The organism is Phaeobacter gallaeciensis DSM 26640 (assembly GCF_000511385.1).
In the GTDB taxonomy this organism is placed as follows: Bacteria; Pseudomonadota; Alphaproteobacteria; order Rhodobacterales; family Rhodobacteraceae; genus Phaeobacter; species Phaeobacter gallaeciensis.
Map to the genome: position 1 here is coordinate 1,944,558 of NC_023137.1, position 23,028 is coordinate 1,967,585.

At 60.3% G+C, this 23,028-nt stretch carries 21 protein-coding genes; 9 read left to right on the plus strand and 12 right to left on the minus strand.

Annotation, left to right across the window (positions count from 1 at the left end; translation table 11 throughout):
* Window positions 1-79: 79 nt before the first annotated feature.
* A complete protein-coding gene (locus GAL_RS09360) occupies window positions 80-1,627 on the minus strand; it encodes a TrkH family potassium uptake protein (protein WP_024097340.1) in 1,548 nt (515 codons plus the stop codon).
* A gap of 1 nt (window position 1,628) precedes the next feature.
* On the minus strand, window positions 1,629-3,005 hold the full coding sequence (gene trkA / locus GAL_RS09365; RefSeq protein WP_024097341.1) for a Trk system potassium transporter TrkA: 1,377 nt from the start codon (window positions 3,003-3,005) through the stop codon (window positions 1,629-1,631).
* Window positions 3,006-3,116: 111 nt separating this feature from the next.
* Between trkA and GAL_RS09370 the strand changes: the two genes are divergently transcribed.
* Window positions 3,117-3,596: a hypothetical protein gene (locus tag GAL_RS09370; protein WP_244462752.1), complete on the plus strand. Its 480-nt coding sequence runs from the start codon at window positions 3,117-3,119 to the stop codon at window positions 3,594-3,596.
* Window positions 3,597-3,664: 68 nt separating this feature from the next.
* On the opposite strand, the gene ntrX is transcribed toward GAL_RS09370, so the two are convergent.
* The 5 genes from ntrX to dusB form a co-directional block, all read right to left on the minus strand.
* A complete protein-coding gene (gene ntrX, locus GAL_RS09375; RefSeq protein ID WP_024097343.1) occupies window positions 3,665-5,080 on the minus strand; it encodes a nitrogen assimilation response regulator NtrX in 1,416 nt (471 codons plus the stop codon).
* Window positions 5,077-7,356: a sensor histidine kinase NtrY-like gene (locus tag GAL_RS09380; RefSeq protein ID WP_024097344.1), complete on the minus strand. Its 2,280-nt coding sequence runs from the start codon at window positions 7,354-7,356 to the stop codon at window positions 5,077-5,079. The genes ntrX and GAL_RS09380 overlap by 4 nt, the downstream gene beginning before the upstream one ends.
* A gap of 99 nt (window positions 7,357-7,455) precedes the next feature.
* Entirely contained in the window at window positions 7,456-8,868 is a 1,413-nt protein-coding gene (locus GAL_RS09385; protein WP_024097345.1) for a sigma-54-dependent Fis family transcriptional regulator, read from the minus strand.
* Between the two features lie 6 nt (window positions 8,869-8,874).
* The gene (locus GAL_RS09390; protein ID WP_024097346.1) at window positions 8,875-10,020 is read right to left on the minus strand and encodes a two-component system sensor histidine kinase NtrB; all 1,146 of its coding nucleotides are present in this window, start codon (window positions 10,018-10,020) and stop codon (window positions 8,875-8,877) included.
* Window positions 10,017-11,030: a tRNA dihydrouridine synthase DusB gene (gene dusB / locus GAL_RS09395; RefSeq protein WP_024097347.1), complete on the minus strand. Its 1,014-nt coding sequence runs from the start codon at window positions 11,028-11,030 to the stop codon at window positions 10,017-10,019. Before dusB ends, GAL_RS09390 begins: the two co-directional genes overlap by 4 nt.
* Window positions 11,031-11,220: 190 nt before the next feature.
* Here dusB and GAL_RS09400 point away from each other — a divergent pair, with 190 nt between their 5' ends.
* The 4 genes from GAL_RS09400 (at window position 11,221) to GAL_RS09415 (ending at window position 14,804) form a co-directional block, all read left to right on the plus strand.
* Window positions 11,221-12,414: a bifunctional 2-C-methyl-D-erythritol 4-phosphate cytidylyltransferase/2-C-methyl-D-erythritol 2,4-cyclodiphosphate synthase gene (locus tag GAL_RS09400; RefSeq protein ID WP_024097348.1), complete on the plus strand. Its 1,194-nt coding sequence runs from the start codon at window positions 11,221-11,223 to the stop codon at window positions 12,412-12,414.
* On the plus strand, window positions 12,411-12,917 hold the full coding sequence (locus GAL_RS09405) for a phosphatidylglycerophosphatase A family protein (RefSeq protein ID WP_024097349.1): 507 nt from the start codon (window positions 12,411-12,413) through the stop codon (window positions 12,915-12,917). Before GAL_RS09400 ends, GAL_RS09405 begins: the two co-directional genes overlap by 4 nt.
* 17 nt (window positions 12,918-12,934) lie before the next feature.
* Window positions 12,935-13,417 (plus strand): CinA family protein, encoded by a 483-nt coding sequence (locus GAL_RS09410; RefSeq protein ID WP_024097350.1) that lies wholly within the window; start codon window positions 12,935-12,937, stop codon window positions 13,415-13,417.
* Window positions 13,418-13,622: 205 nt separating this feature from the next.
* Window positions 13,623-14,804, plus strand: a complete 1,182-nt coding sequence (locus GAL_RS09415) for an ammonium transporter (protein ID WP_024097351.1) — start codon at window positions 13,623-13,625, stop codon at window positions 14,802-14,804.
* Window positions 14,805-14,882: 78 nt separating this feature from the next.
* On the opposite strand, the gene GAL_RS09420 is transcribed toward GAL_RS09415, so the two are convergent.
* Window positions 14,883-15,329: a type II toxin-antitoxin system RatA family toxin gene (locus GAL_RS09420; RefSeq protein WP_024097352.1), complete on the minus strand. Its 447-nt coding sequence runs from the start codon at window positions 15,327-15,329 to the stop codon at window positions 14,883-14,885.
* Window positions 15,330-15,402: 73 nt separating this feature from the next.
* On the opposite strand from GAL_RS09420, the gene hpt reads away from it, so the two are divergent.
* Together hpt and GAL_RS09430 are read left to right on the plus strand one after the other, a co-directional pair.
* Window positions 15,403-15,948, plus strand: coding sequence for a hypoxanthine phosphoribosyltransferase (gene hpt / locus GAL_RS09425; protein WP_024097353.1), 546 nt, complete (start codon window positions 15,403-15,405; stop codon window positions 15,946-15,948).
* Window positions 15,949-16,162: 214 nt separating this feature from the next.
* Window positions 16,163-16,489 (plus strand): hypothetical protein, encoded by a 327-nt coding sequence (locus GAL_RS09430; RefSeq protein WP_024097354.1) that lies wholly within the window; start codon window positions 16,163-16,165, stop codon window positions 16,487-16,489.
* A gap of 47 nt (window positions 16,490-16,536) precedes the next feature.
* Here the strand turns inward: GAL_RS09430 and GAL_RS09435 are convergent, their stop codons facing one another.
* Complete coding sequence (locus tag GAL_RS09435; protein WP_024097355.1) at window positions 16,537-17,679, minus strand: amidohydrolase; 1,143 nt, start codon at window positions 17,677-17,679, stop codon at window positions 16,537-16,539.
* Window positions 17,676-18,626, minus strand: coding sequence for a lipoyl synthase (gene lipA / locus GAL_RS09440; RefSeq protein ID WP_040104125.1), 951 nt, complete (start codon window positions 18,624-18,626; stop codon window positions 17,676-17,678). The genes GAL_RS09435 and lipA overlap by 4 nt, the downstream gene beginning before the upstream one ends.
* Before the next feature lie 393 nt (window positions 18,627-19,019).
* Between lipA and GAL_RS09445 the strand changes: the two genes are divergently transcribed.
* Entirely contained in the window at window positions 19,020-19,568 is a 549-nt protein-coding gene (locus GAL_RS09445) for a peroxiredoxin (protein WP_014874581.1), read from the plus strand.
* Between the two features lie 116 nt (window positions 19,569-19,684).
* Here GAL_RS09445 and GAL_RS09450 read toward each other — a convergent pair whose 3' ends face one another.
* Window positions 19,685-20,758, minus strand: a complete 1,074-nt coding sequence (locus GAL_RS09450; protein ID WP_024097357.1) for a DUF6456 domain-containing protein — start codon at window positions 20,756-20,758, stop codon at window positions 19,685-19,687.
* A gap of 239 nt (window positions 20,759-20,997) precedes the next feature.
* Between GAL_RS09450 and GAL_RS09455 the strand changes: the two genes are divergently transcribed.
* On the plus strand, window positions 20,998-21,294 hold the full coding sequence (locus GAL_RS09455) for a DUF6477 family protein (RefSeq protein ID WP_024097358.1): 297 nt from the start codon (window positions 20,998-21,000) through the stop codon (window positions 21,292-21,294).
* Window positions 21,295-21,395: 101 nt separating this feature from the next.
* On the opposite strand, the gene GAL_RS09460 is transcribed toward GAL_RS09455, so the two are convergent.
* A complete protein-coding gene (locus tag GAL_RS09460) occupies window positions 21,396-22,949 on the minus strand; it encodes a trimethylamine--corrinoid methyltransferase (protein WP_024097359.1) in 1,554 nt (517 codons plus the stop codon).
* Window positions 22,950-23,028 lie beyond the last annotated feature (79 nt).

Sequence of the window (23,028 nt, forward strand, 5' to 3'; positions counted from 1 at the left end):
TAATGAATACTATGAACGCAGATAGTCGGAGTTTCCACCCGAAAATTACTCATATGACATTCACGGTAACCATGATTGATCAACTGCGCCAGAGGTTTGGTGTCATCAGCGCGATGATCGCCAGAGTTTCCAACCGCCCCAGCACCATGGCAAAGCACAGGATCAGCTTTGCAGTGGCCGTCAGATGGATAAGCGCGATGGGTTCTGACCCCGCGATTTCCGTCAGCGGCCCTGTGGTTGAGAGTGTTGCAATGGTCAGAATCAGCGCCTGTTCAAAATCCGACCCCACAGCGGCCAGGCTGATGCTGATCACTGCCAGCGACAGCGCAAACAGCATAAAAAACACCCAAGCCACGAAGGCGCCATTGCGTTGTAGCCGTCGGTTGCCCTTGCCCTCATTGCTGACAGACGATGGGTGAACCAACCGTTCCATCTCCCGCAACCCATTGAGGTAGAGCGCATAAACGCGCAGCAGCTTCACACCGCCCGCCGTGGTTGCCACGCCACCACCAATCACCGCCAGCCCCAGAAGGATCATGCCGGGCGTATTCAACCCCGACCATTGCCGCGCAGTTTCCCAATCAGCACTTTCAAACCCGGTGGTCGACAGGAATGACAGAACGGTAAACGTCGCCCCCCACCAGGAATGTAGCCCCTGCATCAGATCGCTGGTGGTCGCGACATCAAAACTGGCGATCCAATGGCGCAGGAACAGCAGCAACGGCACGCCAAAAACAATCAGAAGACCAATGCGAAACTCAGGGTCCCTGTCCAGCCGACTATGGCCGCTGGTCACCGTATCAGCGGAAAAAGTCAGCCGCGACAGGGCAAAGAACATGAACAGAAACATCACCATTTCGCCGCCAAGCCCACTGGCACCATTCTCCACCCCGCCAACGGCCGAAATACCGGAGGTGGCCAGAACCGACATCGCATGGCCGAGCGCGACCAAGGCCGTCTCGCCGGTGATAATCAGCAAAATCCACAGCACCAGTGTCAGCCCGGCATAAAGCGGCGCGAGGGTTTTGGTTACCACCACCAACTTGCGACGCGGATCCGCGCGCTGCATGTGCAGGGGTGTTTCGGTACCCCGCCCCGGCTCGCCCCGTGCGGTCACCTCAAACCCGCCCAGCGACAGCGGTGCGAGAATGGCCGAGGCCGCCACCCACATCAGCAGCCCCCCAAGCCAGCCGACCATCGCGCGCCACAAATGTACGCTGGGCGGCAACCGGTTCGGGTCGGCAAATACATCCGCACCCGTTGTTGTTATGGCGCTGACCATGTCGAAATAGGCGTTAAGGTAACTGGTATTTCCCAGCGCATCCTGCACCGGAACCGCCAGAAATGCAGGCAGTACAGCAAAGCTGGCCAGCAGTGAGGTCAACTGTCCGGGCATACTATAGCGCGGCACGCGGTTGCCCATCGACAGCCCGACAAGCACAACCACCATTAGCCCTACGACACCAGAGTAGAAAAAGCTGCGCGAGGTCTGATGATCATCCAGGATCAGCGCATGGATGGCCGGCACCCACATCGCTAGCGCCGCTACCAATAGGATCAGCAGAAACAGCGGCAGGCGCAGGAGGCCCCGTGTCCTCTCCTGCGAGGGTTTGCGGTGCCGCGACATCTTAGAAGAAGTCAATCGAGACCTGCATCAGGCGCTCGACCTCGGGCACATCCGCAGCCATAGCAAAGAGGGCTATCACATCGCCCTCCTCAATCCGCATGCCGCCGGTTGGGCGCATCACCACGCCGTTTTTGCTGACGGCGCCGACCAGCACGCCTTCAGGGAAATCGATATCACGGATCATCTGCCCCGCCATCGGAGAGGTCGACATAACCTCCGCCTCGATCACCTCAGCCTCGGCATCCCCAATGGAATAAACCTGCCGCACCCGGCCATAGCGGATGTGGCGCAAGATTGAGCTTACGGTGGTGGCCCGCGGGTTGATGTAGGCATCAATGCCCAAGGGCGCCATCAGCGGCACCAGTGTCGGGTCATTGATCAGCGCAATGGCCAGTGGGCAGCCCTCGGCCTTCGCGCGCACCGCTGCAAGCATATTGACCTTATCATCGTCGGTCACCGCCAACATGGCGTCAGCGCGGTCGATCCCCGCCTCAATCATCAGACTGCGATCAAGGCCATCGCCATTCAGAACGATCGTTCGTTCCAGTGTCTCCGCAGCACGTTCGGCGCATTTGCGGTTCCGCTCAATCATCTTGGCGCGGGTGCGTCCGGTACGGGATTCCAGCGCCTTCGCCACTTCCAGACCGACATTACCGCCGCCAACGATGACCACGCGGTCCTGACGTTTCTGTTGTTTGCCAAAGACTTCAATCGTGCGGCTCACGTCATCCACATGGGCAAACACATAAGCACTGTCACCGACGAAAAGCTGGTCGCCCGGCTCGGGCGCAAACAGGCTGCCGTCCCGGCGAATACCCACAACGATCGCCCGCAGGGTCGAAAACAGGTCGGTCAACTGACGCAGCGGCGTGTTTACGACAGGACAATCCTCATCGATCTGCACCCCAAGAAGCTGCGCGCCACCCTCCATGAACATCTCAGTATCAAAAGCAGCCGGCGCAGACAGGCGTTGCATCGCTGCGGCGGCCACCTCGCGCTCGGGGCTGATCACCACATCAATCGGCAGATGGTCACGGCGATACAAATCCGAGTAAATCGCTTCCAGATAGCTCTTGGAGCGCAGCCGCGCGATCTTGCGCTGGATGGAAAACACCGAATGCGCCACCTGACAGGTGACCATATTCACTTCATCCGAATGGGTGGCCGCGATGATCATATCCGCGTCCCGCGCGCCCGCCCGGGTCAACACATCCGGATAGGAGGCAAAGCCCGCAATCCCCTGAACATCCAGCGTATCCGTCGCACGTCGCACCAGATCGGGGTTGTTGTCCACCACCGTCACGTCGTTGTGCTCACCCGACAGGTGGCGGGCGATCTGCCAGCCGACCTGACCTGCGCCACAAATAATTACTTTCATGTGCTTGTCCCTCGGGGCGCTGATACGCGCAATCGCCGGTTTTGAATGACAGAAGCCGCAGTAACGGTCAATTCAATTGTCTTGCCGAGGAATTTGCAGCACAATCACAGGATGTTCTTCGCAAAACATACCTTTGTCGCACTCATCCTGGTCTCGGGGCTGGCGGCCTGCGGACCGGTTCCAGTCTATTACCGCGCGGGTGCCGATGTAGCCCGACGCGACGCGGATCTGCTGTCCTGCGAGGTTAGCGCCCTGCGGGATGCGCCTGTCGCGACCCAGATCCGACAGCACCCGCCCATCTATCGCCCTGGCGGTGAAATCTGCCGGAATGGGCGCTGCTATCACCGTGCGGGCTATTGGGAGGATGGCGGCATCTATACCGTCGACGTCAACGCAGATCTGCGCGAGCGGGTGGAGCAGTCCTGCATGGCGTCCAAAGGCTATCAAAGCATCGCCCTAAAACGCTGCCCGCAATCGGTGGCAGATGCAGTGGGCACCCGCCGCGCGTCGTCCCTTCCGGTGCTAACCGAAACGTCCTGTGCAATTGCGCGGCGCGGGCAGCCCCCTCAGATCGTCGCCACGGCTCCCTGACCCCAACCCACATGATTTGCGGGCAGCAAGCCCCTGATATAAAAACTTCTGTAAGGATACGGCCCGGATCAGGCCATATCCTCCTCAGTTTCTTTCTCCACATGAGCAATCCGCGCGCCCGCTTTGTTCGAGGTCACCACCCCCAGCGATTTTAGTTTGCGGTGCAACGCAGACCGTTCCATCCCGACAAAGGACGCGGTGCGGCTGATATTGCCACCAAAGCGGTTGATCTGTGTGAGCAGATACTCCCGCTCAAACGCCTCACGTGCCTCCCGCAATGGCAGGGTTGCAAGCGCGCCGGACAGCACGACACGGCTCTGATCCTCCACCGCTTCTTCTTCACGCGGCAGATCTTTCGGCTCAATCGGGCCGCTGTTTTCACCAAGGATCAGAACACGTTCCACCATGTTCTTCAACTGGCGTACATTGCCCGGCCACAGCATGGTCTGCATCAGCGCGACCGCATCTTCGCTCAGCCTGCGCAGCGGCAGGCCCTGACTCTGGTTGAACTGCGCGATGAAATGATCCGCCAGCAGCGGGATATCCTCGCGCCGGTCCGCCAGTGACGGAACCGGGATCGGCACGACATTCAGGCGATGATAAAGCTCCTGACGGAAGCGATCCGCCTCAATCTCACGCTCAAGATCCTTATTGGTCGCTGAAATAACCCGCAGATCCACCCGCACCTTGTCAGAGCCGCCAACCCTCTGGAACTGCTGGTCAACCAGCACGCGCAGGATCTTTGATTGGGTGCCAAGCGGCATATCCGCAACCTCATCAAAGAACACAACGCCGCCATGTGCCTGCTCCAAGAGGCCCGGCTCAACCCCGCGCTCGGCACTTTCGCGGCCAAACAGCACCTCTTCCATCCGGTCCGGCTCAATGCTGGCGCAGTTCACCGTCACAAAGGGCGCTGAGGCGCGGTTCGACTGGGTATGGATATACCGCGCGGCGATTTCCTTGCCGCTGCCCGCAGGCCCGGTCAGCATCACCCGCCCGTTGGATTTGGTGACCTTGTCCAGTTGGCTGACCAAGGCGCGATAGGCCGCTGATGCACCGATCATCTCGCTGGCGCCGGAGTCCTGACGCTTCAGATCCGTGTTCTCGCGACGCAGCTTTGACGTTTCCATCGCGCGGCGAATAACGACCAGCAACTGATCAATATTAAATGGCTTTTCAATAAAGTCGTAGGCGCCCTGCTTGATCGCCGCGACCGCGATCTCGATGTTGCCATGGCCTGAAATGATCACCACGGGGATTTCCGGATTGTCTCGTTTCACCACTTTCAGAATGTCGATACCGTCCATCTGGCTGTCCTTTAGCCAGATATCCAGCACCATGAGCGCCGGCGGCGCCTCATTCAGCGCGGCCATGCATTCCTCGGAGCTGCCGGCCTTGCGCGTGGCGTAGCCTTCATCCTCCAGGATATCAGAAACCAGCTCACGGATGTCGCGTTCATCGTCAACAATCAGAATGTCACTCATGTCAGACCTGCTTTCACTGTACTCTTAGGATGGTCTGCTGCCTCATGTGCAGCAGGTAGGCGGATCACAGCCATGGCCCCATAGTGGGCCTGACCGTCGAATACTGGTGCATCTTCCAGCGTCAGTGTTCCGCCGTGTTCTTCGATAATTTTCTTGACGATCGGCAGGCCAAGCCCTGTGCCTTCGTCGCGGGTGGTCACATAGGGTTCAAACAACCGGGCGCGGTCTTCTGGCAGACCGATACCATTGTCGGCGATGGTGACCTCATAGCCGGATTTCGTCGGACTTACAGCAATGCGGATTTCCGGATCAAGATCCGCAACAGTACCTTTTTGTTTCAGTGTTTCAACGGCTTCGCCCGCATTCTTGATTAGGTTGGTCAAAGCCTGACCAACCATCGTCGCGTCCAGATCTGTCAGCATCGGTTGCGTTGGCAGATCCGCGACAATGCGCAGATCGGGCTGACCTGCCTTTTGCAGCGTCACCGCCTCGCGCAGCAGCTTCACCAGATCTTCCTCGCGCCGCTCGGGTTCCGGCATGCGGGCAAATTTGGAAAATTCATCAACAATCCGGCGCAAGTCATTGGTTTGACGCACAATCACATCTGTCATGGATTGTAGGAGGTCACTGTTTTCCTCGCCCAATTTCGGCGCAAATTTGCGTTTGATGCGCTCCGCGCTCAACTGGATCGGTGTCAGCGGGTTCTTGATCTCATGGGCGATCCGGCGTGCGACATCGCCCCAGGCCGCCATCCGCTGCGCACTGACCAGATCCGTGACATCGTCAAAGGCCACCACATAGCCCTCAAGCCGGTCTTCCTCGCTCCGCCGGGGGGACATCCGCACCAGGAGGTTCTCCAGCTGCCCTTGACGGGTCACTTTGATCTCGCCCTGCACCACATCAGCGCCAGTTTCGGTTAATTCCTGAAACAACGGTCCGAACTCTGGCACGGCCACTGCCAGAGCCAGCGACTGGCGATCACCGCTCCAGCCCAGCAGCCGCTCCGCAGATCGGTTTACAAAGGTGACGCGCCCCTCGGAATCCAGCCCAACCACGCCAGAGGTCACCGACATCAGCACGGAATCAAACAACCGTCGGCGGCGTTCAATCTGATGGGTGTTTTCCAGCAGCGTGTCGCGTTGTTCTCGCAGCTCCAGCGTCATCTGGTTGAAGTAGCGGCCCAGTTGCGAAATCTCGTCATCGCCATCGTCCTCTGGCACCTGCACATTCAGGTTGCCTGCCCCGACGCGCCGCGCCGCAATGGTCAGACGACCGACCGGGCGTGACAGCCGCTCAGCAAACCACATGCCCAGCCACATCGCCGCCAGGATCAGGATCACAGCAAAGCCAAGATACAGCAGGACAAAGTCAAACAGCACCCGCCCCCGCTCGCTCTCCAGCTGCTGGTAGAGATGCGCAGTTTCCTTGGTGTCATCCAGGAGGCTCAGCAATTCGCCGTCCACATCCCGGCTGACATAGAGAAACCGATCGACAAACGCATCCAGCCGCACCAGTGCGCGCAGTTCGCTGTTGTCCCAGTCCTGGATCAGGGTGGCCCCTTCAAACGAGGCCTGGCTGATATCTGCCGCACGCGGTTCCTCAAAGTCGAACTCATATGACCGTTCACCACGCGCCCGGATGGTACCGGCGCCATCCACCACATAAGCCTCCTGCAAGCCACGCTGGATCTGCAATTGCCCCTGTGTCAGCACCTGGCGCAGCTGCCCGTCACTAATGAAAAAATTGCGGTTGCGGCTGTTGTCGATATAGCGCGCCAGCGCCACAGCATCTTCCGACAGGTCACGCTGCTGCTGCTCCTGATAGGCCTCCGCCGCCGCCAGAGAGCTGCCCACAACCTGCCGCACCCGGTCAGAAAACCAGCCTTCAAGGCCAACATTAACCGTCAGCCCAGCAAAGAGCGCCACAATCACGGTGGGCGTCAGCGCCAGAAAGGCGAAGGCCCCGATCAAACGCAGGTGCAATCTGGAGCCAGCAGATTTGGCCCGGCGCGCCGCGATCAGACGCCCCACCTGCGTCAGCACAAGCGCCGCGACAGCCAGCACATAAATCAGATCCGCAAGCAGGATCAGCCGCAGCGACAGCGACGCCACCCCTTGCGAAAACGGGCCGATGATCAAAAACGTCGAAAGCGCCAGCACCGGGCCCAGAACAACAAGCCCGAGCGCGCCAACATTGCGTGCCCTGCGCGTTCTGCGCCACCGGTCAAGGGCCGCGAATGGCCCATATGCCGAGCGAAGATGTGACCTCTGCGCCACGTACTGCCCTCATCCTAATGTGCGACCCTTCTGGTCGACCGCCATATATCGTGATCATCACCAGCCCAAACGCCGATCTGCCACGGTTCTGTGGCGATATTACATCAGTTTGCGACGGCGTGTCACCTCAATATCAAGATCTGTGATCTTCTTGCGCAGCGTATTGCGGTTAATACCAAGTAAATCCGCACATTTTGCCTGATTTCCACCAGTCATTGCGAGCGATATTTCAATCAACGGGGTCTCCACCTCGCGCATCAGGCGAGCATATAGTCCCGGCGGCGGCAGCATATCGCCGTGCAAATCAAAATAACGCTGGAGATGGCGCGCCACTGATTCCGACAGTTTTTCACTGCTGAGTGCGCCGCCTGCCGCCGCCATCGGCTCACCGCCCGATTGTGCGCCCAGCGCGGCGGTGACTTCATCGAGGCTGATCTCTTCACTGCGGGCTGTCAGCGCCAGACGGCGCACCACGTTTTCCAACTGGCGGACATTGCCCGGCCATGGAAACTGCCGCAGGGGCTCACGTGCGGCCTCGCTCAGCCGTCGGTGCGGCGCGCCCTCGTTCTCAGCACGCGTCAGGAAATGCGCGCACAGCAGAGAAATATCATCAACGCGGGCACGTAGCGCAGGCACTGGCAGCTCGGTTCCGCTGATCCGGTAGTAGAGGTCCTGTCGCAGCGTGCCAGCCTCCATCGCCGCAGTGAGATTCTGCTGACTGGTGGCAATGAACCGGGGCTGATGATCCCCTGGCGCATCCATCATCCGCACCACGCGGGCCTGCGCCTCCTCCGACAGGTCCGCCAGCTCATCCAGCAAAAGCGTCCCTCCACGGACCTCAGCCAGCAACTGTGCCGGACCTTCAAGTGACGCGAGATCGGCCGCCTCCGCCCGGACAAATGGCAAAGTGCGGCGGTCTGACAGATCATGCATCGACCGGGCGATCAGTGATTTTCCGGTGCCGCTTTCACCTGTGATTAGCAAAGGTATATCAGTGTTCATCACCCGGGCGATCAGCCGGTAGAGCGTTTGCATCACCTCAGTGCGCCCGACCAGCGGCAGGTCCTCATGGCTCTCGTTCGCCGTCTCCGCCCCATCCGGCGTGACGCCAGTCTGTGTAACTGCGCGCAATGCCCCCTGCCCGCTCCGCCTTTCGGTCAGCGCCTTCGCCGTTCGCTTCATCAGCTCCGGCAGATCAAAGGGTTTCGGCAAATAATCATAAGCCTCAGCTTCAGCGGCCTTGATCGCGGTCATGATGGTGTTCTGCGCCGAAATCACAATCACCGGCAGCCCGGGCCGGTCATCGGCAATCTTCGGCAGCATTTCCAGCCCGTTGCCATCCGGCATCATCACATCGGAGATCACGACATCGCCTTTGCCCTCTCCCACCCAGCGCATCAGCGTCGTCAGGGAGGAGGTCGCATGAACCTTACATCCGGCGCGCGTCAGAGCCTGGGTCAAGACCGTGCGAATTGTGCGATCGTCATCTGCGACCAGAACGGTGCCGTCCATGATGTGCTACTCCTGCTGTGGGGCGTTTGGGATGGGTACGGGACGCGGTGCGGTCGGCACGCGCGACAGTGACAGTCGAAAAACCGTCTGGCCAGGTTCAGAATTGACTGAGATCCAGCCCTGGTGATCGGCAATGATCTTACTGACCAGCGCCAACCCCAATCCAGTGCCATTCTCCCGCCCAGAGACAAAGGGATCAAAGATATCATCGCGGATCGCGTCAGGCAGGCCGGGGCCATCATCTGAAATCTCAATCTGCAGCGGCAACAGCTTGCCGGACCCGTCACTGCGGCGCAGTCGGAAGGAATGCTCGTAAAACGTACGGATCCGAATGGTTCCGCCCCCCGGATCCGCAGCCTCTGCTGCGTTCTTCAGAAGGTTCAGTACCACCTGCAACAGCTGGTCCCCATCCCCCCAGGCCATCGGGAGGGAGGGATCATAATCCTCGATAATTGTCATCTGCGCGCCAAAACCCAAAAGCGCCGAGCGGCGCGCGCGGTCCAGCACATCGTGAAGATTGACCTCCTGAAAGGCCGGGATGGAGAGATTGCCGAATTGCTCCACCTGCTCCAACAGCTTCACAATACGTCGGCTTTCGCTGACGATCAGATCGGTCAGCTCCAGATCATCGCCCGACAGCCCCATCGACAACAGCTGCGCAGCCCCGGTGATCCCTGCCAGCGGGTTCTTGATCTCATGGGCCAGCATCTCTGCCATACCGATGGCAGATTGCGCGGCGGATTTGGCGGAGTGGTTCTGCGTCAGCCGCCCGGCCAGTTCACGCGGGGAGAGCAGGATCAGCATCCGCCCCTCAACGCCCTGCACCCGCGCCACCTGTACATTGCATTGCAGCGGCGCGCGCCCTGGCGCACCAACATCGATGTCATTGACAAACAGGGGCGTGCCATTGTCGCGGGCACGCGCAACCGCCTCGTCGATGGCGGGGGCAATGATCACATGTTGCCAGATCGTCTTCCCCAGCAGCGCCTTGCGCGAGGTATTGAGAAACCCTTCACCGGCGGAATTCACATCTTCGATCCGGGCCTCCGGATCAATCACAAAGGCCGGCACAGGCAACGAGGCCCAAAGTGCACTATCGGCCCCGGTCCACCCTGTTGCCCCCTCCGGTGTCCCACCCAGATGCCCGGTCATGCTGCCTGCCCTCCCGCAAGGTCGGGGCTGCAATCCGGCCCAGCGCCACCGGCCAGCGCATCAGGCAATAGCTTCAGCACCGCCTTAGGGTCTTTGGCCGTGAGCACCTCGCGGCGCAGCGGCGCCGGAGTGGCCGCTTCATCCATATACCAGCCCAGATGCTTGCGGGCGACCCGCAGACCCAGATCAGTACCATAGAACGCGATCATCGCCTCATAGTGGGCGCTGACCATCTGAACCAGATCCGCACCGGAGGGAATATCGGGGGCGGCGCTGCCCCAGAGGTCATGTGCCACTTCGGCCAGCAGCCAGGGTTTACCCTGCGCGCCACGACCGATCATCACACCATCCGCGCCGGACTGGGCCAGCGCGCGACGTGCGCTTGCCGTATCGACAATATCGCCATTGGCCAGCAGCGGCACGGTCAGCGCCGCCTTCACCCCAGAAATCGCCTCCCAGTCCGCGCTTCCCTTGTAGAACTGACAGCGGGTGCGGCCATGAATGGTGACCATCTGCACGCCCGCATCCTGCGCACGGCGGGCCACATCAGCGGCGTTGAGGCTATCGTCGTCCCAGCCAAGCCGAGTCTTCAGCGTGACCGGCACCGAAACCGCAGTCACCACCGCCTCAATCAGCGACAGCGCGTGGTCTGGCGTCTTCAGCAGGGCAGAACCGGAATAGCCATTGGTCACCTTCTTGGCGGGGCAGCCCATATTGATATCGATGACTTTGGCACCGCGGCTCTCCACCTGCCGCGCGGCCTCAGCCATCCAATAGGCATCGCGCCCGGCAATCTGCACGGCGGTATTCTCAACATCGGCGCTCAGTTCTGCCCGTTCGCGTACGCCGGGCTTGGCCTGTACCATCTCCTGACTGGCGACCATTTCGCTCACCATCAGCCCAACACCAAAGCTGCGCACCAGATCTCGAAAGGGACGATCCGTGATTCCGGCCATCGGCGCGAGCGCGATGGGAGGTGTCAGAGAAGTGGAACCGAGAGTAAAGGACAACTGCCTAATCCTTGTGCATATGAAGCGTTTCTAACCGAAGCGGCCTCTATGCGACAATGAAACCCCCGACGGCAAGGCTGCATCTTTTGGCATATGCCTAAATTTTAGGCACATTATCCAGGGTGATCTGTGTCCATTGCCTCCCCTTGCATCACCTCCTAAACAATTGCGACCCAAGAAAGAGCCGCCCATGCCATCTGATCTGCCCTCTTCAGCCACCGCCCCATCTTCAGGCACCCCTCGGATCGCGGCGCTGATTGTCGCCGCAGGCAAGGGGCTGCGTGCAGGCGGCGGGTTAGCAAAGCAATGGCGCCCGCTGGCGGGGCGCCGGGTGATCGACTGGACATTGGATGCGTTTCTGAGTGCAGGGGTTGACCGGATCGCCCTCGTACTCTCGCCGGAAGACCAGGACCGCTGGCAGGAGTTTTCCAACCGCGATGGGATATTGCTCACCGCCGGTGGGTCCACACGGGCGCAATCGGTGGCCAATGGGCTAGACTTGCTAAGAGATCACAACATCGACCGGGTGCTGATCCATGACGCCGCGCGCCCCTGTGTCTCTGCACGCGTGATCGGTGAGGTGGTGGCCGCGCTTGACACCCATCTGGCCGCCGCCCCGGCGCTGGCCGTGACGGATGCGCTCTGGCGTGGGGGCGATGGCTATGTCACCGGCACAGAAGACCGCAATGGGCTGTTTGCCGCGCAGACACCGCAGGGGTTCCACCTGTCCCATATCCACGCCGCCCATCAGCAGCTTGCGGCAAATGGCGGTGACGCCGCCGATGATGTGGAGGTTGCCCGCCAAGCAGGGATTGACGTTGCCATCATTCCGGGCGACCCAGACAATATCAAAATCACCCGCCCGGAGGATTTCGACCGGGCTGCGCGCAATTTAGGGGGCGACATGGATGTAAGGCTTGGCAATGGCTATGATGTTCACCGGTTTGGGCCGGGGGATGAGGTCGTGCTCTGCGGGGTGCCGGTGGCCCATGATCGCGGCCTTCAGGGCCATTCCGACGCCGATGTCGGGCTGCATGCCATTACCGACGCCCTCTATGGGGCGCTGGCAGAGGGCGACATTGGCCGCCACTTCCCCCCGTCTGACCCGCAGTGGAAAGGCGCGGCCAGCGATATCTTCCTGCGCCACGCCGCAGAGCTGACGCGTTCCAAGGGCTATCAGATTTCCAATGTGGACTGCACGCTGGTCTGCGAATTCCCCAAGATCACCCCCCACGCCCCCGCCATGCGCGCCGCCGTGGCGGAGATCCTGTCGATTGATCTCTCGCGCGTCTCGATCAAGGCGACCACGTCCGAACGGCTCGGATTCACCGGGCGCGGCGAAGGCATTGCCGCCATTGCCACGGCCTGCGTGGTGAAACCATGAAACGGTCGCGCCTCGCCTTTCTGATCGGCACCGTCGGCGGCGTCGGCTACCTGCGCCCTGCCCCCGGCACCTGGGGTTCTCTGGCAGCCCTTCCCTTGGCGTTTGTCCTGCACCAGCTGGGCGGCTTTCTCCTGCTGGCGCTGGCCACTGTCATCTGCATGGTCGTCGGCGTCTGGGCCGCCGAGGCAATGACCCGCAACCGTGACAACATGGACCCCTCCGAATTTGTACTGGATGAGGTCGCAGGCCAATTCGTCGCCCTTTGGGCGATCTCTTACCCCGCTTGGGCCCATGATATTGCGATCACCGCGCTCTGGCCGGGCTGGATTGCGGCCTTTGTGCTGTTCCGGCTGTTCGACATCTGGAAGCCCGGCCCCGTCGGCTGGGCCGACCGCCAGAAGGGCGCCACTGGCGTAATGATGGACGACATTATCGCCGGTATCCTTGCGGCAATCGGCGTGGCCGCCCTTGCAGGCTTTTCTCATGGCGTGCTTGGTCTCTAACCTGAGGAGAGGGTGATTTGGACACGACAGACATTATCCGCAAGGCCAGCGCCAAAGGGCACACCCTTGCCACCGCCGAAAGCTGTACCGCCGGCATGATCGCTGCGGCCCTCACCGATGTGCCCGGATCCTCCGCGGTGGTGGACCGGGGCTATGTCACCTATTCAAATCAGGCCAAGATGGACATGCTGGGGGTCTCCGCCGCCACTCTGGATGCCGTGGGCGCCGTCAGCGAGGAAGTCGCTGTCGAGATGGCCGAAGGTGCGCTGAGCCGCGCGGGCACATCTTTCGCCGTCGCAGTAACCGGCATTGCTGGCCCCGGCGGATCAGAGCACAAGCCCGAAGGCCGCGTCTGTTTTGCCCTCGCAGGCAGAGGCCGCAAAACCCATGTGGAAACCATCGACTTTGGCCCCCTTGGGCGCGACGGTGTGCGCTGTGCCACACGCGACCATGCGCTCAACCTGATCGGACAGGCGCTCTCAGCCCCCCTGTGCGCGTGACGCAAACCACAGCCCAACTGCCGCTATTTCATAGAGCGGGCGGGAATTGAGCAACGCGCCCGCAGGATCGATCATTTTTTCAGCACTTCAATAAAAGCCCGCTTTTCTGGCGCCAAAATGAAAACTGCCGCTTTTTTCAACGCCAGAGTTCCGCTTTGTCAGGATTCAGATCAACACTCAGCCTGAGACGCGGAAGGAACGGCGGATGAACGCAGCCGATACAGCTTGGATTATCGTGGCCACGGCCCTTGTCCTCTTTATGACATTGCCGGGGCTTGCCCTGTTTTACGGCGGCCTTGTCCGTGCCCGAAATGTGCTCAGCGTGTTTATGCAATGTTATGCCATTGCCTGTTTGATGAGCGTTCTGTGGCTCGCCTTTGGCTATTCCATTGCCTTTGGTGGCGGCACTTCAGGTATCTGGGGCGGCCTGGGCAAGATGTTCATGTCCGGCGTCACCGCCGACAGCCTCTCCGGCACACTGCCTGAAGTCCTGTTCTTTGCCTTCCAGATGACCTTCGCCATCATCACGCCCGCGCTGATCGTCGGTGCCTATGTCGAACGGGTCGGCTTTGGCTTTGTGCTGGTGTTCTCCGGTCTCTGGATGCTCCTGTGCTACGCACCCGTCGTACATTGGATCTGGGGCGGCGGCATGCTGGCCGATGGCGGTATCTTTGGTGAAGTCGGCGTGCGCGACTTTGCCGGTGGCATCGTGGTGCATGAAACCGCAGGTCTGGCCGCGCTGATCATCGCGGTCTTCCTTGGCCCACGCAAGAACCGCACCACCCCGCCGCATAACCCCGGCTATGTCTTCATCGGGGCGGCTATGCTCTGGGTTGGGTGGTTCGGCTTCAACGGTGGCTCGCAGCTGGCCGCAGACGGTGGCGCGGCGATGGCGCTGACCGTCACCCATATCTCTGCCGCCACCGCCTCGCTGACCTGGGCGCTGTGGGAGAAGATCAAATACGGCAAGGCGTCCATGGTCGGCCTCGTCACCGGCACCATTGCGGGCCTTGCCTCCATCACGCCAGCCTCCGGTTTTGTCGGCCCGGTCGAGGCGCTGGTGATCGGCGCCGTTGCAGGCATCCTCTGCCAGGAGGCCGTGAACCTTGTGCGCAATGTTCTGAAGATCGACGACACGCTGGATGTCTTTGCGGTGCACGGCGTCGGTGGCATCTTTGGTACCATCATGATCGCGGTCTTTGGTGCAGGTAGCTGGTTCGCACAGCTTGGCGGCCTCGCGATTGTCGGCATCTTTACCGCCGTCGTGACCGTCGTTCTGGTCAAGATCACCGCCGCGATCACCCCGCTGCGCGTCGACCTGGAGACCGAGACGAACGGTCTGGATATCACCGTCCACGGCGAACGCGCCTATGACATGACCAGTTGAGACCACATCATCAGCATCAAAAAAACGGGCCTGCATCGCGGGCCCGTTTGCATTCGACTACTTAGATCTCTGTGTTGATCAGGTATATAGCTCCGCCGCGCGACGTTCAAAGGCACGCACGATCCGCTGCATCGCCTCGTTGAAAACAACACCAATGATGCCCTGCAATACCGCGTTCTTGAATTCAAAATCAACAAAGAACGACACATCACATCCGCCGTCCTCGCGGTCAGCAAAGGCCCAATTGGACTTCATGTAGCGAAACGGACCATCCAGATATTCCGTGTCGATTTTCTTCTCTTCGGCGAACAGCGTAACACGGCTGCCGAAACGTTCACGAAACACCTTGAAGGAGATCACCAGATCCGCCTCCATCACCTCCGCCGCCCCCTGCGGCACCCGGCTGCGAATACGCGCGGCCGCACACCAGGGCAGAAACTTAGGGTAATCCCCGACATCAGCCACCAGATCATACATCTGCTGAGCCGTGTAAGGCATTGGCCGGGTTTCTGAATGGGTAGGCATAAGAGGCGCATTTCCTGCTATGATCGTCTCGCGTCATGTCATATGAACGCGCGGGAAATTCAAGGGGGCACCCATGACACAGCGGCCATATGTCATCGATGTGATGATCTCAGCCAAGGCTATTGCAGCCCGGATCGAAGAGCTTTGCGCCGAGATCCAGAAGGAATTTGAAGGCACCGACAAACTAGTGGTGGTGGGGCTCTTGCGCGGCAGCTTCGTCTTTATCGCCGACCTTGTGCGGGAACTGGATCTGCCGATCGAAGTCGATTTCCTTGAGGCTTCCTCCTACGGGGATGCGATGGAAAGCAGTCGGGAGGTCCGCATTCTCAAAGACTTGCGCGGCGCTATTGAAGGGCGCGACGTGCTGGTGGTTGAGGATATCGTCGACACTGGCCATACGCTGAACCACGTGACGCATCTGTTGCGCAGCCGCCAACCAGCACGGTTGAAATCCATCGCCCTGCTGGACAAACCATCGCGCCGTGAAGTGGATTTCCGCTCTGACTGGATTGGCTTTGAGATCCCGGATGAATTTGTCGTCGGCTATGGAATCGATTACGCGCAGCGCAACCGCAACCTGCCCTTTATCGGCAAGGTCCGCTTTACCGAAGACAGCTGAACCTGCGCCCGGTCCCTCCGGGTCGCTAATATCCGCCGAACAATCCGGCGTCGGGCGCAAACATCCGCGCCCTGCGCCCTGAGGGTTTCAAAACCGGCACCAGCCCGCCGATGACCCGCTGTTGCGTCAGCGTCTTTCAGCGCAGTCCATTTGCCAAATCCCCCGATCCCCGCCAAGCCTCATCCAAGTGTTGAGATCAAGAAGGAGATCGCCGATGAGACTGGCCTATATCGCTGCAGCCTCGCTCGCCCTTTCCCCCGTCGCAGGGGGCGCCGCGCCCCCGAAATGGGCCCCCGGCCACAAAAGCACTGCCGCCCACCATGCCCCCGGTCAGATCAAGAAACAGCACAAACCGCGCCACAAGGGCTTTCAGCAGCTGCGCGGCGACTGGGACTATATTGACGACCACGCCCGTTGGGGGCTAGCGCCGCCTGCACCGGGTCACCGCTATATCCGCAAGGATGACCAAATTTACGAAGTGGTGCGGGACACACTGGCGATTGTCGGTGCAGTGGCACTGGTGGATGCGCTCATCGACTGACGGCAGCCAGCATTAGCTCATTCCGGTAATCACCTCTGAAATCATGGTTATCCCAGAATTTCCTTGAGGGTGGATGCAAAAATGGACACGCCAACCGGGATCGCGTCATCGGGAAAATCATAGTCAGGATTATGAAGTTGCGGCTGCATTTCACCTGATCCGAGCCAGACCATCGCGGCCCGTGCGCTCTTCCCAAACTGGCCAAAATCCTCGGACCAGCGCTGCGGTTGATCACGCAGGGCAACGGGATGCCCTGCCGCGCGGCAGGCCGTCTGCAGGATCGCAACAGCCTCTCCATCATTGGTACAGGCCTCGAACACATCATCAAAGCTGATCTCAACACCCAGGCCACACTCCGCGCAGATCTGACGTATCAGATCATCGGCCTCGGCAATCAGCCTCTCCATCCGCGCATCATTGACGGTGCGCAAGGTCGCCCAGACCTCGCCCTCACCGGGCGCGATGCCAAAAGTTGCCTCGCCCAAGCGCGCATGGGTCAACGTGACCAGCGCATAGTCTGCGCCGAGATCACCCCCGCCGCCAAGCGCCACCAGCCCCGACAGCAGCTGCGCCATGGCCCCCGCCGGTGAAATCCCGTCCTGCGGGGCCGCCGCATGGGACGTCTTTCCCGTTAGTCGGATGCGCATCCCGCGAGACGCACAATTGGCCGCCCCGGAACATAAGGCCACATCGCCAACCCGCCGGCCCGGAAGATTGTGCAAAGAAAACGCATAATCCGGTGCAATCTGAGCAAACCGGGAATCCGCAAGCACCGCCCGTGCGCCCTGCCCCGTCTCTTCCGCCGGCTGGAACAACAGCACCGCACGGCCCCGTGCCGGTCGCCGTGCCGCCAGTTCCTCTGCCAGCGCGGCAACGATGGTCATATGCCCGTCATGCCCACAGAGATGCCCGCGCCCGGCATGGGTAGAGCGATAGGGTTGGTCAGAAATCTCTTCAATCGGCAGTCCGTCCAGCTCACAGCGGATCATCACGGTCGGCCCTTCCGCCACGCCGTCATAGACGGCCGCAACACCGTGCCCACCCAGGCCCGTCAGCAGCTGGTCAGGATCATACCCGCGCAGATAGCCAGTGATGAAGGCCGCAGTCTTTTCCTCGGCGCCCGACACTTCCGGGATCTGGTGCAACGCGTGGCGCAGCTGCATCAGCTGCGCCAGACGGTCCGGCGTCATGCCAGGCCGAGCTTCTTATTGCGGGCGGCGCGCAGCTGGGCGAAATCATCCCCCGCATGGTAGGACGACCGGGTCAGCGGCGTTGCCGAAACCATCAGAAAGCCCTTACCATAGGCGGCTTTCTCATAGCTTTCAAACTCTTCCGGCGTGACGAAGCGATCAACTGCGTGATGCTTGGGCGTTGGCTGGAGATACTGGCCAATGGTCAGGAAATCGATGTCCGCCGCGCGCATGTCGTCCATCACCTGCTTCACCTCCTGCGCATTCTCGCCAAGGCCGACCATGATGCCGGATTTGGTAAAGATCGCCGGCTCCATCTCCTTCACCCGTTGCAGCAACCGCAGCGAGTGGAAATACCGCGCGCCGGGCCGCACACCGGGATAAAGTCCCGGAACAGTTTCCAGATTATGGTTGAAGACATCAGGACGCGCCTCAACCACGGTTTCCAGCACCTCAGGCGCGCATTTCAGGAAGTCCGGCGTCAGGATCTCAATCGTGGTCTTCGGGCTGCGGTGACGCACCGCGCGAATGGTCTGGGCGAAATGCTCCGCGCCGCCATCTTCAAGATCATCGCGATCCACGGAGGTGATCACCACGTGATTCAGCCCCAGCTTCTGCACCGCATGGGCCACCCGCCCCGGCTCAAACGCATCCAAAGTGTCCGGACGCCCGGTGGCGATATTGCAAAAAGTACAACCACGAGTACAGATTTCGCCCATGATCATCATGGTGGCATGACCCTGGCTCCAGCATTCGCCAACATTGGGACAGCCGGCCTCCTCGCAGACGGTAACGAGGTTGTTCTCACGCATGATCTTATGCGTTTCGGCGTAGCCCTTGCCCCCTGGCGCCTTGACCCGGATCCAGCTTGGCTTTTTCGGCTGAGCGTTGTCAGGACGATGGGCCTTTTCCGGGTGGCGTTGCTCGGGGATTTTCAGATCTCGCACGTCGATGTTCCCTTGCGGCAATTGTCTTTTGGTGTTCGTAACATAGTTGCATTCGCTTGACACGACCAGTTCTGCATCCAAACGGGAGGCAGCCTGCGCCAACTTAATACGGCAATATCCTGTTTAAATTAATATATTTACTCAGATTGCAGAAACTGCAACCCCGCCAACCGTTGACATACCATCCATGCGCTATGGCCCGGTCCCGCCGCCGAGTCGCGCGACCGCACGCCGCATATCAATGCACAAATGACGCATCTTCGACCTTATCCCAGCTTCATCCAAACTCACCCTGCAGGATGCGGCATTGCGCCCATGAAATCCCCATTGCGAGTGATTTAGAACTATTATAAGTCCTCGCCCGACGACGTATTTATTACCAAGGAGCTGACGATGAAAGCTGGCGTAAAACTGCCCGACGTGACCTTCCGCACCCGTGTTCGTGACGAGTCTGTAGGCGGTCCGAATCCGTTCCGCTGGGAAGACAAAACCACCGCCGACTATTTTGCCGGCAAGCGCGTTGTGCTGTTCTCCCTGCCAGGCGCCTTCACCCCCACCTGCTCGACCTATCAGTTGCCCGGCTTTGAAAAAGGCTTTGCCGACTTCCAGGCCGAAGGCATTGATGCAATCTACTGCATGTCGGTGAACGACAGCTTTGTGATGAACAAATGGGCCGAATCCCAGAACCTCAAAAACGTCGGCGTGATCCCCGATGGTTCCGGCGAATTCACCCGCCGCATTGGCATGCTGGTGGCCAAGGACAACCTGGGCTTTGGCAATCGCTCCTGGCGCTATGCGGCCATCGTCGACAATGGTGTGGTCGAAGCATGGTTCGAAGAGCCGGGCCTCTGCGACAACCATGGCGAAGACCCATATGGTGTGTCCTCGCCGGAAACTGTTCTGGAGCACCTGAAGACCGCCAAGGCCGAGGTCGCGGCCTGATCCGCAGGAGCTCAGAGACCGGCTGATCCGCTGGATTCCGGTATCAGATAGACTGACGAAGAAGACCAACCCGGTGCCCGATGGCGCCGGGTTTTTTTGCTGCACTCACAATGAGTTCAACCGATTAGCTCATCCTGCGCCTGCTGCGCATCATAGTGTAGTTTCAACTGCTGCAGAGCGATGCGCAGCACCACCTTGCCGGAGCGGGCAGACCAGCCCAGCTGGCGCTCAGCGGCTTCCAGGCCTTCCAGATGGCAACAACAGCGCATCACGATATCACTTAGCCCTTCGCCAAGCGCATTCAGCGCGGCGGCAGCTCGCTTTTTGGCCGCCGATGCGGCCTGTCCCGGCCGTCGGCGCCGGGGCATTGTGGGACCGCAATCGCCCTCGCGGGCCTGGGCCGAGGTCTGCGCCAGATGTTCTGCCACCTGCGCCAGTTCGAAATCCTCGCGCAGGCGCTCTCCCGCGCGCACCAGATCGGTTGTCAGAAACGGTGTGCCATCGCGATCTGTCAGCCGTGCCAACATATGCAGCGGCGTCTCCCCCAAACCGTAGCGGGCACGCCGGGGGCGCCGCCGGTTGCGGTTGGTTTTACGCGTCGCCAGACTGGTGCTTTCCAGCCGCGATCGGGCCCGGTTTTCACGGCTGGCCACAAACTGGCTGAGCGCACTGCGCCCCTCCGGCGTGATGTGATAGCGGCTGAGCCGCCCGGGTGCCGGACAGGCAATCCAGTCGCGCAACGCCAACGCCTCCGCCAGAGTGCGGTCAACGACGACCTTCTTGTCGCCAGCCGCTGCCTCGCGCACCACCACCGCCTTCTCCAGCCCGTCCGCCACGGCAAGGACTGCGCCCTGCGGGTTGAGACAGGTCAGAACTTCGACAGCCTCGCTCTCAAAAGCCTCGGCGCAGGTCGGCACGGTCCCCAGCGCCAGCGCACGGGCTGACATCGGCTGCGGGCCCGGCATGTCTCCGGCATAGTGACAGGCCGCAAGCGACGCCAAGGCCGCATCAACCAGCGGATCATCGCGACGGGTTTCAACACGTCGGACTTGTCGCAGCACAGTAGACGGGTGGCAGCCCGCCTGTTTCGCAAGATTGCGGATCGATCGGCCCGCTTCGGTATGTTCAAGATATCGGCACGCCTCCTCAGGCACCCATTCCGGCAAGCCGGATACAGCCATAGTTTGCATTTTATCACCCCACATGTGATCGTTCGAAACTATCCTTCCACGGGCCATCTACGTGTTATTCACAGACAAAATTCACTCTACTAGCCTGATTTTTCTGAATAGTCTCAGTTTGAACATCATTGGTTTCAAATTTTCATCAATCAATATCGAATAGACCGTTCGCCGAACCACCCCCTTCGGCAACACCCGCATTGGTTGTGTTAAACAGCGCTATCAACAGAGCTGGAAAGGACATGACGATGCAGGATATCTTTGGTCATCTGGCCGCTTTGCGCCGCCCTCGGCTTTTGGTACGGACAGCGAGGATCGGGGCTGGCGACTATAGCCGACAGCGTGATCTGAAAAGGGTGCTCGGGTATGGTACATTGCCCAAACCTGCGGCAGCCGTGATGCGGCTTCTGGACCTGGAACGCGATCACAATCGCAGGCGTGAAGCGGGAGATTCCGGGTATTCGCTGACACGTCACGTCGACGTGTTGATTGCTCTGATGGGCGAAGCAGACGGGCTGCGCCGCCCCGGTCTGAACCTAACCTGACCGACGCGCGCGATGAACACGCAAAACGGCGGCCCGATAGGACCGCCGTCTGTAGCCGACCTATGCCGACCGGTACTCTATGCAGCTAAGGACCACCGCTCCTACATGAACGCGTCAGGCATGGAGGCTTTCTTCTCCGCAACATAGGCTTCAAGCTTGCTCAGGACCTCAGGATCCAGCGGCGGGGCCTCATAGGCGTTCAGCAGTGTCTCCACCCGATTGCTGGCCAGAGCAACCGTATCGCGCGCGCCTTCCTCTTCCCAGGTCTCAAATGGCTTGTAGTCCAGGAGATCGGATTTCCAGAACGCGGTTTTGAAATTGGCCTGCGTGTGTTCGCAGCCCAGATAGTGACCACCCGGACCAACCTCGCGGATCGCGCCCATGGCCAGCGTGTCGTCGTCAACCACGACACCTTTGGCCAGACCATGCAGTGCACCCAGCTGATCGGCGTCCATCACGAATTTCTCGAAGTCCGCAACCAGACCGCCCTCAAGCCAACCACAGGAGTGCAGCTGGAAATTCACGCCGGCCAGCAGACCCATATTGAGCGAGTTGGCCGTTTCATAAGCCGCCTGCGCGTCCGGCAGTTTGGAGCCGCAGAAGGAGCCGGCGGACCGGAACGGCAGGCCCAGACGGCGGGCCAGCTGGCCTGCACCATAAGTGATCTGAGAGGCTTCGGGCGTGCCAAAGGTGGGCGCACCGGAATTCATGTCGATCGAGGTCACCATCGCACCAAAGATCACCGGCGCACCGGGACGGATCAACTGGCTGTAGGCGACACCGGCCAGAACTTCGGCCAGAACCTGCACCAGCGTGCCGGCAACCGACACCGGCGCCATCGCGCCACCGACGATGAAGGGCGAAATAATGCAGGCCTGATTATGCGCCGCATACACCTCCAGCGCGCCCATCATCACATCGTCAAATGTCATCGGTGAGTTGATGTTGATCAGCGAGGTCATCACGGTGTTGTCACGCACGAAGTCCTTACCAAACAGGATTTCGCACATCTCAATCGAATCCTGCGCCCGGCTCGGTTCGGTCACCGACCCCATGAACGGCTTGTCGCTCAGGGTCATATGGGCCATCAGCATGTCGAGGTGACGCTTGTTCACCGGCACATCGGTGGGCTCGCAAACGGTGCCACCAGAGTGGTGCAGCCACTTCGACATATAACCCAGCTTCACGAACTTCTGGAAATCATCCAGCGTCGCGTAACGGCGGCCGCCTTTTGCATCGCGTACAAACGGCGGGCCATAGACTGGTGCCAGAACCATGTTCTTGCCGCCGACAACAACAGATTTTTCCGGGTTGCGCGCATGCTGGGTGAATTCAGACGGGGCGGTTTTGCACAGCTCACGCGCCAGACCACGCGGGATGCGAACCCGTTCCCCATCAATGATGGCGCCAGCTTCACGCCAGCGCTCCAGCGCGGCGGGGTTGTTCACGAAATTGACGCCCACCTCTTCGAGGATGGTTTCGGCGTTGGCTTCGATTGCCTGCAGGGCCTCTTCGCCCAGCACTTCAAAGTTCGGGATGTTCCGCTCAATGTATTTTGCGGTGTCGATCTTGACGCCGGTACGTTCTGCGCGACGGGCGGCACCACCGCCTCCACGTGCGCGGCGGCGCGGTGCTGCTGGAGCTGCTTCTGTCATGGTTTTTCCTCACCACAGGCATTTCGTTGCAGCTGTGATTATATCGCTCAGGCAAAAGGCCGCCGCAGGATTACGGCCA